The 15,696-nt window shown below is 54.0% G+C and carries 2 protein-coding genes; both read right to left on the minus strand.

The genetic code is table 11. The features are described 5' to 3' along the window. Positions 1 to 15: 15 nt before the first annotated feature. Positions 16 to 14,352 (minus strand): LEPR-XLL domain-containing protein, encoded by a 14,337-nt coding sequence (locus BW956_RS10390; RefSeq protein WP_076462712.1) that lies wholly within the window; start codon positions 14,350 to 14,352, stop codon positions 16 to 18. A gap of 725 nt (positions 14,353 to 15,077) precedes the next feature. Further along, positions 15,078 to 15,659: a PhnA domain-containing protein gene (locus BW956_RS10395; RefSeq protein ID WP_010323884.1), complete on the minus strand. Its 582-nt coding sequence runs from the start codon at positions 15,657 to 15,659 to the stop codon at positions 15,078 to 15,080. Positions 15,660 to 15,696: the final 37 nt, after the last annotated feature.

Consider the following 15,696-nt stretch of genomic DNA (forward strand, 5'->3'; position numbering starts at 1 on the left):
CAGATCACCCTCCTGTTATCGTTTCAGTGGATGGTTTGCGCTCTTGTCTGCCAACTGATCCAGTTCAAACAGGAACTCGGGGAAGGCAGACACTCTGGAACCACTTGCGGCCTTGGCAGGCACATGGCTGCTGCCAGAGGTATCGGCCGATGACCAATCCACCAGCCCATCAGCATGGGCATATGGACTGCCCTCTGAAGACTCTCCTGCCACATCCAGCACATACTCGAATACCTGACCATCGCTTGGCCCAGTTGCAGGATCATCATCGACCAGGCTGGTTTCAACCTCGCGCTCACCCTCAGACAGGCTGGCCGACATCAGGTCTTCGCCATCACCGGCGTGACCTTCAACACCAATGGCATGGCCCATCTCATGCATGACGGTGCTCAGCAGATCCATGCCATCCACTTCGGACGTACCATCAAACTCGGCATCGTCCATCGGGGTATCATCCACAAACCAGCCATAGCCTGCGGCTGTGCCATCGATCAGGATGCGCCCATCCGGCAGTGCCATACCCAGGGTTTGTCCGGGCAGATCAGTAATGACGAAGTTATCAATGGTCAGCCCTTCCATATCGACACGATCGCCTATCATCTCCGCCCAGCGCAGTTTCCCGGCATCGATCATCAAGGCCAACTGATCCTCGGTGAGCATCTGGTCAGCACCGACAGGATCAGCCGCCGGCTTGTCAGCCACCTGGTTTTCACCATTCAGGTAGGCCGGGTCATCGGTTGCCAGAGTCAGGCTATCGAAGCCAAGGCTACCGCTGCTGACCAGCACGCCCATGTCGCCATCGTTCACCAGGCTGTTGTACACATGGCCGGTGACTGCAGTGCCATCCACACTAACGCTTACACCGCCGCCAAGTGCATTCAGGCTCAGGGTATGATCTCCATTACCTGTGAGTTTGACATCAATGCTGGTGTCAATCTGAGTACCCTTGTCGGTGACATGGCCCATTTTCAGCTCGCCGCTATCCATATCCAGGATGACGAACTTGTACTGGGTATCGCTGTAGTAGTCGTAGACCAGACCACCTTCACCACTGCCGGAGAGCACCGTCTCCATAACCAGCTTGGCAAAGGACTGGATCTCGAAATCGGTGGTTGCCAGGTCACCGCTGCTGCCATTCAACAGGCCGGCACTGACATTGAAACCACCACTGCTCAAGCCAAGCGGGTTACTGGCATCATCGAAGCTGTCCACTTTCTCCAGCGTGATCACCGGGGGCAGTTTCTGGATCTGCCAGTCATCGAAGCTGGCGCGGCCGCCATCGGTGGCCACACCCAGGTAGCCATCATTGATCGGCTCGGCGAAGTTATGGCTCAGCGGGTTTGCTCCATCCACATAGAGTGTGGCGACAGTACCGTGCATCACCAACGTCAGGTCGTAACTTTGGCCATCACCCAATTTCAGATTGGACTGGGTATCAACGGCCCAGCCCCACTCGGTGCGATGACCAATCTGAACCTTGTCGGTACCGGCTTCCAGACCGGCAAACTTGAAGTTTTGCTCATCCAGATAGTCGAAGATGATGTAGGCGTTGGACTTCCAGCCGGCGCGGTCTTTCTCCATATTAACGCTGGCCAGAATTTCCATATACTCCGGCTGATCCGCATCCAGGTAGTACAGGGATATGGCTTCAGCACCCTGAGTCTCCGGGGTTACGCTATAAGCGCCTGAACCTGTTGCCCAGCTGCCGGACAGCTCGGCAAAGGCCAAGATATTGTTATTGCCCTGACCGCCACCGTTGCCGCCGCCATTACCGTTACCGGATTCATCGGTGAACAGCTCACGACGCATGATTTCACGCGGTCCCTGCAGGTTGCCTGGCTGAGGATCAGATGGCGCGCCAGTCTGATCATTCCAGTCGTAGTCGCTTTGCAGCACCATGCCCAGCTCACCGAAGGGCTCGTAATTACGGGCCGGGTCCGGATCGTCGGTACGTACATCGTCGTTTTTCTGTTCTACGAACAGGCCGCCATCCGGCAAGGTCTGGTCAGCACCATCGCTTTCAGACAGGTCGTACAGGTAATCCTGCAAGTGTGGCTGCAAGCTGCGGCTGATATGGAAAGCACCGAAGGGGCTGAAGGGAACAATGTAACTGTTGTACTCACCCACCCAGTCGATGGAGCGATCAGCACCGGTGTTAAGGATCATCACATCACGACCGGAGCCGGCGTAGACGATATCCGAATAAGCCTGGAAAGCATCCGGGTCGTCATTAGCGCCGCCGTTAGTGGAGTGATCATCATCCATGTTGATCAGATCCGAGCCGCGGCCACCATACATGTGGTCACGTCCGGTACCACCGACGATCCAGTCGTTACCCAGGTCACCGAAGATACGGTCATTACCGTCATTTTTGAGGCCTTGTTCGAAGTTAACTTCATCAGCGCCTTCTGTCGCATCAAAGTTGAGCAGGAACTGGAACTCATCGCCATTAAGATCGGCCAGCTCAACACGCTCGCCGCTGGTATCGATCCAGATCTGTTCGCGAGGGAAGTACTCGTCGTAGAGCGCAAACTCATCCGGCTTGGCATTGCCTTCGAAGCGCAGGATGTCACCCGGGTTGTATGGTGCAATCGCGTACCAGAACGGGTTGGCTTGAGTACTGCTGCCACCGACACTAGGCGCCTGTTGCTGTTCTTTCAGCAGATCGTTCACAGCCGTGAAGGTAGTATCTTTTGCTTCGTAGTAGAACGGCAGGGCCTCGGCACCGGACACGGCATCGTCGCCATCGCCGGAATGAATCCAGTCTGTACCCCAGCCACCAAAGATGATGTCATTGAACTGCTGGGCACTGGCATCAGCGGTGGTGCGGAACGCGATCAGGTCCGCGGTGCGTTTCAGCTCGCCATCCACATTGATCACCGCACGCTGCAGGTTCCCCGGAGTGGAGATTTCCAGATTGGTTTCATCCAGAGCAGCTACGCCGTAGAGGGATTCACCATAGTCGGTGCTGTTACGGCTGGTATAGAGCAGACCGTCATCACCCAGAATACCGTCGTTGCCGGTACCACCGGAGATCCAGTCATTACCGTGTTCGCCGTAGAGGTCATCGTTCCCGGCGTTGCCGAAGAGCACATCGTCGCCGTGCATACCGCGCAGGATGTCATCACCAGCCTCACCGAACATCAGGTCGCCCTTCCCGACACCCTGGTCGAAGCTCAGGGTAAAGGTGTTGGTATCTGCGTCGTAGCCCACTTCATACCCGTAATCGAGCAAGTCGATTGAGCGGACACGGATTTCAGGATCGGTTTCGTCGTAGTTGTCGTAGTTGAACTGGAGATAATTCCCCTCACCATCCACCATTCGGTAGATATTGCCGTTATCGCCCAGCATCACATCGGCATCCTGACGATGGCCTTCGCTCTCATCGTTTCGATCCAGGCGGTCTGCATCACCTGAGGCACCGTACATCAGGTCGGCGCCATCGGGGCGCAACTCTGGTCCACCATCCGGGTCTTCCGGGTTATACAAGCCAAAGAGGCTTGAGCTGCCACCGATCATGTCATCCTGGCCGAGACCACCATACATACGGTCGTTACCGCCGTTACCTTCCATGTAGTCATCGCCATCCGTAGCGGCGTTTTCGACCAGACGCAGTCCCAACTGACCGGTACTGAGAAGGCCGGTTGTCCAGGCACTGACGCCCAATGCAAATGAAGGATCGATACCCATGCCTGCGACATAAGGCCCCAATGCGGTACCCAGCTCGACGTAGCCATCACCTTGCATGATGTCATCGCCCAGCTGGCCGAACATTTCGTCATCGTCGGCACCACCGGTCATCACATCGTTACCAAAGGTGTGGGACGCACCCGGATCGCTCACGGCTGCGGCTTCAATGGTATCGCTGTGATCCAGCAAGCGGATGTCACGGCCTGCACCATGATCCGGGTTGGCCTGATCAACTTCAGCAATGTTGGCCGAGAAGGATTCGTCCACCAGAGTGCCCGCTACATCAACCCGATTAAGCTCATAGAGCAATCCACCCTCTCCCACCATCTGGAAGCGCGGACTGGTGCTGCCACCATCCTGGCGAATAATCACGGCGTTATCACCGGCAACGGAGTCGTTGCCACCACCGGCGTCGAGGATGTCGTTGATATTATCCAGGTCGGTCGGATCCCAATCCTTGAGGTCCTGACCAGCGGCAAAGTCATAGTCGGCAGCGGTCAGCGTATCCTGCTCATCAATACCGCCCTCGACGTTATGGCCACCGATGAGGTCATCGTTGCCCAGACCACCGAAGAGAATGTCATCCCCTTGCTGACCGAGCATGATGTCGTCATTGCCGTTACCGAACATCACATCATTGCCGCCCAGATCGGCTTCGGCGGTATCGATGGCAAAGAAGTCATTGTTGAGGAAGGTGCTGTTGCTTGCGCCGATACTAGGATAGACCTTGGCATGATCACCAAAGATCAGGTCCTTGCCATCGGCACCATCTGCTCCCGTACCACCACCAAAGTCGCCACCATCACCGCTGTCACCCCAGAGGCGATCACCTCCAGTGCCGCCCATCAGGGTATCGTGGCCGCCGTTACCGAAGATCACATCACTGCCGCCGTCGGTGGGCGCAATGGTCATGATGCGGTCGAGGGTCGCCTTATCGGGAGTCTCGCCATCCAGGTCAAAGGTACCTAGTTCACTGCGCCCTTCTACAGAGTCGCTGGCCATTACCCAGTCGACACGACCGTTATCCCCCAGCAGGCTGTCGTTGCCTGCGGCACCTGTCATCAGGTCCAGCTTATCCAGCTGGGTTTCGCCGTAGAGGGTATCGTCACCGATGCCACCCATGGCCAGATCATCACCGTCATCGCCATGGATAACATCGTTGCCGCCGGTATCGGTATCCGTAGACTCCAGTACCAACGGCATTTCATTTTCCATCAGCAGCTGGCCGTTATCCCCCAGCAGCCAGTCCTGGCTACCAGCAATGGTTGACTGCCAATTGCCGCTGTTGGCGAACACATCGCCATGAATTTCATCATTATCGGCGCCGCCAAAGACGATATCGGAACCGCTGTTACCGAAGATGGAATCCTCGCCGCCCAGGCTTGGGCTAATCGTACGCACCTCATCAATGGTGAGTGGGTCACCATCATCTTCGGTTGGGCCGTTGTAGTGGATAACGCCCAGGTCACCCAGGATGATGTCATCATAGTGACCCAGCCCGAACACACTGCCCTGAGTTTCGCCCTCACCGGAGAGGTGGTCATCGCCAACACCGCCGACGATGAAGTCACGGCCATCGTTACCTTCGATGGTGTCATCTCCACCATCGCCGTCCAGGGCATCCGTCGCGGTTATGCTATCGACAAGTCCCAACACATAATCGACACGTCCCTGGTCACCGAAGAGGATATCGCTGGCCGGAGCGGCAGCAACGGTGTTGTTCTCGTTATCCCCCTGAATCCAGTCATCACCGGCGCCACCAAGTACAAGGTCCTCGCCATCGTTGCCATGGATTTCATCATCGTGCCCCAGACTGAATTCGGTGGAGCGTACCAGCACCCGCACCGGGTTTTCCGGGTCGTCATAATCGGCGCTGTAGATGACCTCACCTTCGTCACCGATGAGGATGTCATCGCCCTCATCACCGAACAGCTGGTCCGGCTCGGGGTTACCGTTCACACCACCGATGATCACATCGTCGTGCTGGTTACCGCGGATGACGTCGTTATCGCCATCCAGGTTGTCTGTATCGGTGGAGCGCACCTCGCGAATCAGTCCCAGGGTCAACAACACCTCACCCTGGTCACCAATCAAAATATCGGCACCGGCATCGGCGTCATCAATGGATGCGAAGCCGGTCGGATCTCCGCCTTCATTCAGGGTGAAGATATCGTCACCGTAGAGATGGTCTTCGCCGCCACCGCCGATCACGATATCAGCAGCGGCACCACCGGAAATCCAGTCATCACCGGTCAGATCAAAGTTAAGTGTGCGCACGAAGTCGAGGGTATCGATATCGTCATCATCAACGAAGGAGAGTTCACCGTTGTCACCGACAATGACGTCCTGACCTTCGCTACCGGTAACCTGGTCATCGCCGGGACCGGCAAAGACGATATCGTCACCGCCACCACCGGCGATCAGGTCATTGCCATTGACCCCGGGACCGTCGATATCGACGGTATTCATGGTTGCGAGCACCGCACGCAGATTATCGACATCCAGCTGTCGATATACATCCGCATGGTCACCGGCAATGATGTCATTGCTCTGCAGCTCGCCATCGGCATCACCATTAATCACATCACCATCACTGCCGCCGATGATGATATCGGCGCCCAGGAAGCCTTCAATCTCGTCTCGGCCACCGTGGTCATGGTCCAGCGAATGCAACTCGGTGAACAGCGAAATGCCTATATCTTCGTGATATTCGAACAGGGCTTCACCGTTATCCCCGAATATCAGGTCTTCACCACCGGCACCGGTAATATCATCCAGCCCGCTGCCACCAAAGATGAAGTCATCATCGACACCACCGTCGATCTCGTCATTGCCGCTGGAGCTGGCTGCATTGATAGTTCGCAACGTTTTGGGGTCAAAGGTGCTGGCGGTATAAGTACCGCCGGGAAGAATCGGGTCGCCCGCTTCGAAGATTTCCACTTCGCCATCATCACCGAAGATGGCATCACGGCCTGCCGCCCCTTCGATTACATCGTCCCCGTCATTACCGAACAGGTAATCCCCTGCTGAACCGCCGTAGAGGTGATCGTTGCCATCGTTCCCGAACATGGCATCCGAGCCGCGTCCACCGTACAGCCAGTCATCACCGGTAGCACTGCCAGCGCCCATATCAAAGCGGTCTGGGTCGGTAATACTGCCATCCCGATCACCTCGAATTACATCGTTACCGTCTTCACCCCAGATGCGATCATTCCCGGCACCGCCGGAAATCACATCATGACCTGCCGTATTGAAAGCGGTCAGATCCAACGTCGGTCGTGTACCAAAACTGGCGGTTTCTGTGACAATGGTTTGACCGTCCTCTTCGGTCGCAAAGAAGGAGTCACCCCAGATAAGGTCATTGCCCTTGTCACCGGAGATCCAGTCGGAACCACCGCCGCCACTGATCCAGTCATCACCGGTATTGGAGCTATTGATCAAGGCCGGCACCAGGCCATTCATGGCAACGTTGAAGTCGCCATCGATATCGAAGTCAAAGTCACCCCAAATCAGGTCATCGCCCTGATCACCTTGCAGGGTATCGTTGTCCTCTCCGCCCGCGATCCAGTCGATATCCTGGCCACCCCAGACGCGGTCATCACCGCTGCCGGCGCTGATAATGTCCTCACCCTGCTCACCCGTGATGATGTCATTACCGCCATCACCCAGAATGATGTCGTCATCCAGGCGACCATGCAGGATATCGTTACCCAGACCACCGCTGATTTTGTCATCACCGGAGCCACCATCAATGAAGTCGTTATTACCTCCGCCCAACAGGGTATCGATGCCGGTTTCACCGTAGATCACATCTTCACCGCCGCCACCGATCAAGGTGTCATTACCGGTTCCACCGGTCAGATCCGAGGTCAGGTATGAGCTTCCTGTCATGCCGGAAAGATCGATGGTGTCATCGCCCAAGCCGGCATGGCCCATAATGTGGGTATACTTGCTCTGGCTGCCGTAGTTTTTGGTCCAGGACTCGCCACCGATAGTGGCTTCCACCATGACATTATCGCCAGATAGATAGACGCTAAAGTCTTCTGCCACGTCATCGGTTGGGCCATGAATACGCTCAGAGGCGTATTCACCCATGTTGAGTCGCAGGGTACCGTCACCAATATCGGTTGCCAGCAACGGATCGGGCTCACAGCTGTATTCCAGATCCAGCAGTGGCAGGGACGGGCCGAACTCCCAACTTTTTTCCCATAGCCCCCAAAGTGCTTCCACGTAGACGAACAGCTTGGCCTCGATCAGCACCGAGTAATCGAAGATGCAGATCACATTTTCCCAGGTGAATTCACCCGCCGCTTCGTCATAGAGGTAGGACCAGATTTCAGCAGGCCGCACCTTCATATCGTCATTGGGGTCATTGAGGTTTGCAGCTGCGGTGGCAAAGATACCGCCCCCGACACCTGCTTCAGCAATGCCGATATTGATCGCCAGTGCAGCCGTGATTTGGCCAGACAGGACGATTTCAGGCACATCAACACCCGGCAACTGCGGGGTATCATCGTAGATATAGAAACCGGCCATCAGGTCGAGCGGATTGCTGAAGCCGTTGTCAGCAAAAGTACGGATACCGTAGGTGTCATAACCGAAGGCAAAGTCGATGAGGGCGCTAATACCCCCACCAATGGTAACCCCGATCGGGCCCCAGATACTGAAGAACTGGCTATATTCAAAACCGAACTCCAAGGGTGCCAAATCGAAGGAGATGAGCGTCATATCACGGCCAAACAGCAGGCCTATTAATTGCGTCGGATCTTCCAGGAAGGGGAAGATGAGGCCATTATTGCTCATACCACCAAAGGCACCACCGCTGGTACCGGCCTGGCTCATAACACTGCCAGAGATACTGCCGGAGCCAAGTAGAGTGGTACCTAAACCACTCAACCCTCCGTCACCCAGACTGGTAAGAATGCTGCCAAAGCCTTCACCCTGATCCTGGAAGGTATTGGCCGTGTTGGCATCAGAGAGATCTACCGCACCGGCGACATCACCGCCGAATTCGATCGGACCTATGCCCAGAATATCGCCAATATCAACAATGAGATCCCCATTGTTCAGGTCAAGGCCGCTGACGGTGTCATAGAGGTCGGTTATGAAGGTCAGCGCATCCACCAACCCCTGGTTGAGGTAACCGAACTGGGCCGCTATATCCAGCAGGGAAATATCCTGACCGGCCAGGTCCGAAATCACCGGTATCGGGGAGGTCAGAATATCCAGCAGCGGATCGAAAGGTCCAACGATGGTCTGGATGATATCCACCACCGGCGAGAGCACATCCGACAGGAATGAGCCCACATTCAAGGTGATATTGTCGATCACAACCGCTGCGTTTTCAGGCAACGCTGTAGCAAAGTCGACAATGTCGCTGAATATATCCTGGGAGCCAAAGCCCCATTGCAGGCTCAGGTCTGTACCAATACTCGGGAAGAGTGAGCCAAGAGTATCCAGGCCAATATCGATTTCGTCACTGAAGCCAAGGGACAGGCCCAAATCCAGATCGACACGGGCACCAAAGCCCACATCCAGATCAGCGTTGGGAATTTCACTGAAGGTGAGCTTGCCATCGCCATTACCGTCATCCAGGTCTGCAGCGAAGCGGGCAAAGAAGTCCTTATAGTCACCGACGTTATAGTTGGTCGCGGTAGCGGTAAGGAAGCCCAGGTTGGCTTGTACTTCATCCGGGAGGGATACACTCAAATCCAGGGCGATCTCTTCACCATCGTCCGGCGCAAACTTGAAGTAGAAACCTTCATTGAGGTTAACGCCCATTCCCAGGAACAGTGACCAGGCAAAGGCGGCTGTTAGTTCATCATCGATCTCCAGCCCCAGCACTGGCAAGCCCAGGTCCACATCCCCGAAGCCCAGTTCGTATTCGCCTCCCAAGTCAAGGGCAAACTCGAACCCGTCAGCAGAGCTGATCCAGTCATTCAGCTGTTGCCAGGCATCATCTGGATCCGGCCAGTCATCTACATCAGTCCAGGTGCCCAGCGTATCGCCGGCATCATCAAGGAACTCAATGAGGATATCACCGGCGTCATTGATAGTGTTCGGTAGTGCACCTATGGCATCAAATGCATTGTATATAAGCTCCTGCAACTGCTCGAATACATCTGCCAGGAACTCCGGGGTGCCATCAATAAGGTCAAGCAGCGGCTGAACTACGGCACTGCGAATGTCTTCAACGAAATCATCAGCGGCATCGAGGATATCGCCAAGGAATGGAATATCATCGATACCACTGATACCAAAGAGCTCTCCCGAGAAAAGATCCCCGATGGTGCCCAACACCATATCGAACCCTTCGACAAACACCTGAATGGTATCCAGCAAGCCGAGATCATCAAAATCAATCAGGTCAAAGTTGGGCAGGTTATCAACGGTGAACTGCAAGCCATCCACAAGATTGTCAAGTTCGGCCAGGAAGTCCAGGTTTCCCAGGAAGACCGATGAGCCACCCAACTGGCCGAAGACCGGCAAGACCGCATCAAAGTCAAAGTCCAGGTTAAACAGGTCTCCGTCAGCTGTAATGGTATCGAGTAATCCCCCCACATCTGAGAGTAATGAGCCTACCTCCAGGTCTACAAGGTCAAGCTCCGGAATACCTATTCCCAAGGCCACATCAAGGTCAAGGGAGCCGCCTTCTATGGATGCCCCCAAAGGCCCTATGCTGGCCAGGAAACTGACTTCGGATGCGGAGCCTCCGCCACTGACATTGATTCCGGTCTCATCCGGAAAAATGTATATGAGGGGATCACCACTGGTAATGCTGCTTACATCAACACCGAAGGAGAGCCCCAAACCGGCCGCAAAGTCGGCACCGATATTGGCCGAGCCCGCGAGATTGGCAAAGTCTTCAAACCCTGCACCAAGCAGATCCGAGAGCGCGATATTGACCGGCAGGAATACATTGGCCGCGCGACTGAAATCGATATCGAAGCCAAGAATTCCCGGGCTGTTGACCTCATAGGTCATGCTGATCAGGCCATCGGTCACCTGCTCCAGTGCTGCATTAAGTGTACCGACCAGCTCCTGTACCGTAGCCGCGTCACTGTCGATCATATCGTCGATGATATCGACCATGCCGCCAACAAAGTCCAGTGCATCTGCCAGGTTAAGCCCAACCAGGGGCAGTTGTTCACCCAGGAAGTCGATATCCACCAATTGCTCAAGGAAGCTGCGCGCCTGCTGGAACACATCCAGCACATCGGCAAAGGCAAAGTCACCGAAGTGTTTCAGCTCCTCCAGACCTTTAAGGTTCACGATAAGATCTGGATCGGCATAGTCAGTGCCTACTGGAATGCTGTCAGCTTGAGCCTCAAGGGTAATGCCATCACTAAAGCCGGTAATATCGCCCACCAGAATATCGATGGCAGGAGACGCCAGTCCTCCGAGGTAGGTCTGGAGGTCATCGAGCACACCACCAGCACCGCTTATGGACAAGCCTTCAAGGGCCAGATCCACATCACCGCTCACATCCACATTGGCGACGGCATCCATATCACCTAAAGAGCCCAGCAAGGACTCTATATCCGTTATGTCACCTACCCCTGCCAATGCCCGAGTCTCGAAGCTGCCGCTAATCGAAGCTGACAAGCCGCCATCAACATTGCCAAAATCCAGACCCAGGAAGCCGGCGTTCAGTGAGCCCGTACCGCTGGCATCCAACTCTATGGTGGCACCAAAGCTGGCATCACTGACGAAGGCCAGGCTCTCCTCACGCTTGCTGGCCGCCATATCATTTTCCAGACCCAACTCGGTCTGGGCAGTACCCGATACATTGGTAATACGGATCGAACGAATAGTATCGGCATCCACAGCCGAGAAGACGAGACGACCACTTTCTAGACCTGCAACGACTCCGGCAGGCAGTTCAGCATTGATATCTTCAACCAGGTCATACAGGGAGGCATTATCACCGGTATCAGCAGACAAAATGGTGACTGCTGTTGCAGTGGTAATACCACCGGAGTCTGTGGCTTCAATGGTAAATCCGGCATCCCCCGTTAGCTGCCCGGTTTCAGCAACACCGCTACCCTCAAGTACATCTGAGTCAGCACCAACCGATACCTCGGCGGCGCTGCTGCCATTGGTCAGCCCCAACTCTTTCTGAGCTACGGCGTTAATGCCTTCAATACGAATGGAAGAACCATCACTGGCAAGAATCTTGAAACCCTGATCATCGGGCGTCGATACATTGTCAACAACGTTCAACGGCTCGACACTAACAACCGTAGCGCCAAAAGCGGTGTTAATTGCTCCTTCCATGTCGCCCAGAAGATCCGACACACTGGTATTGGTGCCATCATGAGCGACTGTGATCTGGTGGCTGGTGCCATCGATGATCACATCGAAGATGGCTTCACCACTGAGAATGCCGTTTGAGGGCAAGGGTGAGGTTGTCGCTGACTGGCCATCGTTGAAACCCAGCTTGGCGAATTCCAGCGCATCTCCTTCAAGCAGTTCGATGGTGACCGGTGAAGGCAATACCTGAACAAACTCGGTCGTATCGTCACCGGGATCTTCAGTGCCGTTGTTATCGGTCACGATTTCCGCTGTATAACTATCAACGGTGATCACCAGGCGGCCGGTATCCGGATCCACGACCACATTAATATCACCGTCGGCATAAACTGCATCGATAGCATCCTGAATGGCCGTTGCCAGTCCATCCAGATCGGTGTAATTGCCGGCAGCAAGCTCAACATCAACGGCTTCACGGCCAGCGACTTTAAGGCGGAATTTGATATCTGATGAGATACTGGGAGAGGCTGCATTTCCGCCACTATTGAAATTACTGTAAAGCGCAAATAGTGCCTGAGTGGATGTAATTGCAACTTCAGCCGGGTCGGACAAATCCATGCCCAGGGTAAAGTCCATACCGAGATTTGAGTCACCGGTGAAACCACCAGTGGCATTGACATCCCCCACCTGTCCCAGGTCGAAGCTGAAGTCGAACCCTCCATCAATGGAGACCGTTTGTGCCAATGCAAAGTCGAACGACAGCACCAGAGTATCGGCATTGTAACTGGGCACGAGGTCGGCAAGGCTTCCGGGCAGGAGGCTATTGAGGTCAGACGCCAACTCCTGTACGGAAATGAACGTCGGAACATCGGCAGTACCAGAGATACCACCGGAAATCGTTGGTACTTCATCATACAGGTCATCGATAAGTGCATGGATATCACTGGTAAAGTCCAACGCATCCAGCAGAGAAGTAGCACTCACAAAGGGAAGGTCAAAGCCGAAGAGGTCGAGGTTGTTCTCAAGAGAAGAACAGTAGGTTTCCAGCTGGCGGAGAATATTGAGGAACCCTTCGTCGGTCATATTCCGGAAAGGCGTGAGTGCATCAAAGTCCAGCAAAGAAATTATCGGAGCGGTTCGAGGGTCGTCACTACCGGGAGACTGAAGCGCGGCATCGAAGGGGTCGCCACTGAGCTGAATAACCGGGTCGAGCAGGTCGAAGGCGTCATCAAAGCTGGCAACATCTATTGTTTCTACATCGATATTCAGCAGGACATTCAGTGCCCCATCAGTACTGACGGACACATTATCGGTTACATAATCGACATCACCGAGTTCGGTGAAGGTGATACCGTCACCACCACCCGGATCAGCAAATTCGGCCACTGCTTCGGCTGTAAGCTCAAAGGTTGAGCCTGCACCATTGCTGATTTCCAGAAAGCCTATCTGGAAGTCAAAAGCACCTACTGTAGTTGAGGTATCCACCCCAGCTCGGACCTGTGTATCACTGCCCAGATAGAAGTCGGAATTATTTGCGTCGACAAAGACATGTTCTTCATATACCGGATCATCATTTTCATCCACTCCGACTTGTACATCTTGTAAATCAACCGTAACGCTGAGACCGGTCATCGTTTCAAAGCCGAAATGACTGTCAATTGTCACTTCAGGCATTCCGGCAACACCATCAGCATCACTGGGATAGATCAAACCCAGCAGGTCGGCACCCCTGCCCAGATCGAAATGGAAGGTATCGCTTCTGCTCAGATCAACACCGACATCAAAGGTCAGGTAATAGGTTCCTTCACCGGCATCTGCCGCCGGGTCCATGACAAGATTTCCAGCACTGACGTTCAGTTCAAAATCACCAAAGGCAATGCTTCCAACGTCCAGATGGCTAATCAAATCTGAAACCAGTGAAGTCGGCGATACCAGCGAGTTCAAGTCGCTGAATAAAGCATCAATACCGCTTCGAATCACATCCGATATTTCAAGGGTGTCATTCCCATTGAAGTCATAGAAAGCGAAAGCGGACATATCGATGTCGGCGACATCACCAACAAAATCATTCTCAGGGTCAAAGCCGGCGTCGATCAGCTGACCGGTAAAGTCCATCAGTGACGCAAGATCTACAGCACGGTGATCATTTAAGAAGTTGCCATCGTTATTACCGTCCTCTCCTGCACCATCGTATTCACGGTCCAGCAGGGCTGGCAGATCAATATCGAGGTTGGTCTCCAGGTCCAGCGTTCCCTCAACTTCTTCAAGCGTATCAAACAGGCGGTCAAAGCCAGCTTCAAACGCCGTAGCAAAATCACTGGTCAGGTCCGGGTTATCCAGAAAATCCTGAATAGCGATGGCACCCAAATCCGCATTCAATAACAGGCGAGGTTCAAGTGCCTCAAGCATGTATCGATGTCGCGGGATTTGGGCGGCGGCTCGTCGCTCAGTCGATCGCTGCCACAGGTTTTGCAGAGGAGAAACAGCTGGTGGGTGATACGCACGTTTTTCACGTGAACGAATGCGGTGTCGACCTTGATTACGGGCGCTAACTCTCATTGGGTGCCTCCAGATGAGATTAACCGATGCTCGGTTTACTTAGCTCGCCCCTGAACCCCTCGGGATTCAACTACGGATAGCGAAACGACTTCTTTTCGCAAAACGGGTCAATGACACCTTTTAACCGGGTATAACCCTGGTGATCTGGAGTCGGGCTTTAAGCCGTAATCACTTGTACCAACTCTTTAACCAGGGCTTCCCTGATGTGCATCCTGCGAAACAATAATCAAAAACTGTATTAATCCATATACAAAAGGTGCCAACACGCTTGCGAACCCTTTTGAAACAAAATCTTATATAAACCGGAGTGAATGGTTTCATTCACGTAAATAATAAGATTCGGGATAAAGCCTAGTGAAAAAGTTCGGAAATAACAGAATTAGAGCGGATTATTTACGTAAGGATTTGTAGACAGTTAAAGCGGGATATCTGTAAAGGTTTTGGAAATCAGGGAGTTAAACAGGCGTTTACCCCCCCTTATCCATGTTGTCAATAATTCAACCAAATTGCTGCATAGCGGACGTTCATTCATACACCTTCAGAATATATGGAATATGCATGCAGCGAGCGACAACTTATTTCTGTTTTTTAACAAACTTGGTCAGAATCACAATATGCTGACCGTCAACACGGCCTTCAATCTGTTCCGGGTTATCCGGCACCAGCGAGATATTACGAACAGCCGTACCACGTTTCGCAGTCAAGCTTGATCCTTTTACATTCAGGTCTTTGGTCAGGGTAACGGTATCACCGGCTTCCAACACGGCACCGTTGCTGTCCAGGTGACGTACCTGTTCGTCATCAGAAAGGTGATCACCCGTGGCTTCAGCCCAGCTCTGGCTTTCTTCGTCCAGGTACATCATGTCCAGCAGGTCCTGGGGCCAGCCTTCGGCACGCAGACGGTTAAGCATGCGCCAGGCCAGAACCTGTACTGCCGGCACCTGGCTCCACATGCTGTCATTCAGGCAGCGCCAGTGGTTGGCATCAACCTGATCCGGATTTTCAATCTGGGTACGGCAGGTGTCACACAGCAGGACAGACTGATCCACACTGTCATCGGAAGCAGGCGGGACCGGAAATACCGCCAGCGCGTCAGTCGCGCCACAGAGTTCACATTTGGATTCGCTGCGGGTATGCAGTGCCTGTTCGATGGACATGGTCAAGCCTCCTGTTAATGAAGCCGCGCATTATGCC

Origin of the sequence: Marinobacterium stanieri (genome assembly GCF_900155945.1) — a bacterium.
GTDB classification, from domain to species: domain Bacteria; phylum Pseudomonadota; class Gammaproteobacteria; order Pseudomonadales; family Balneatricaceae; genus Marinobacterium; species Marinobacterium stanieri.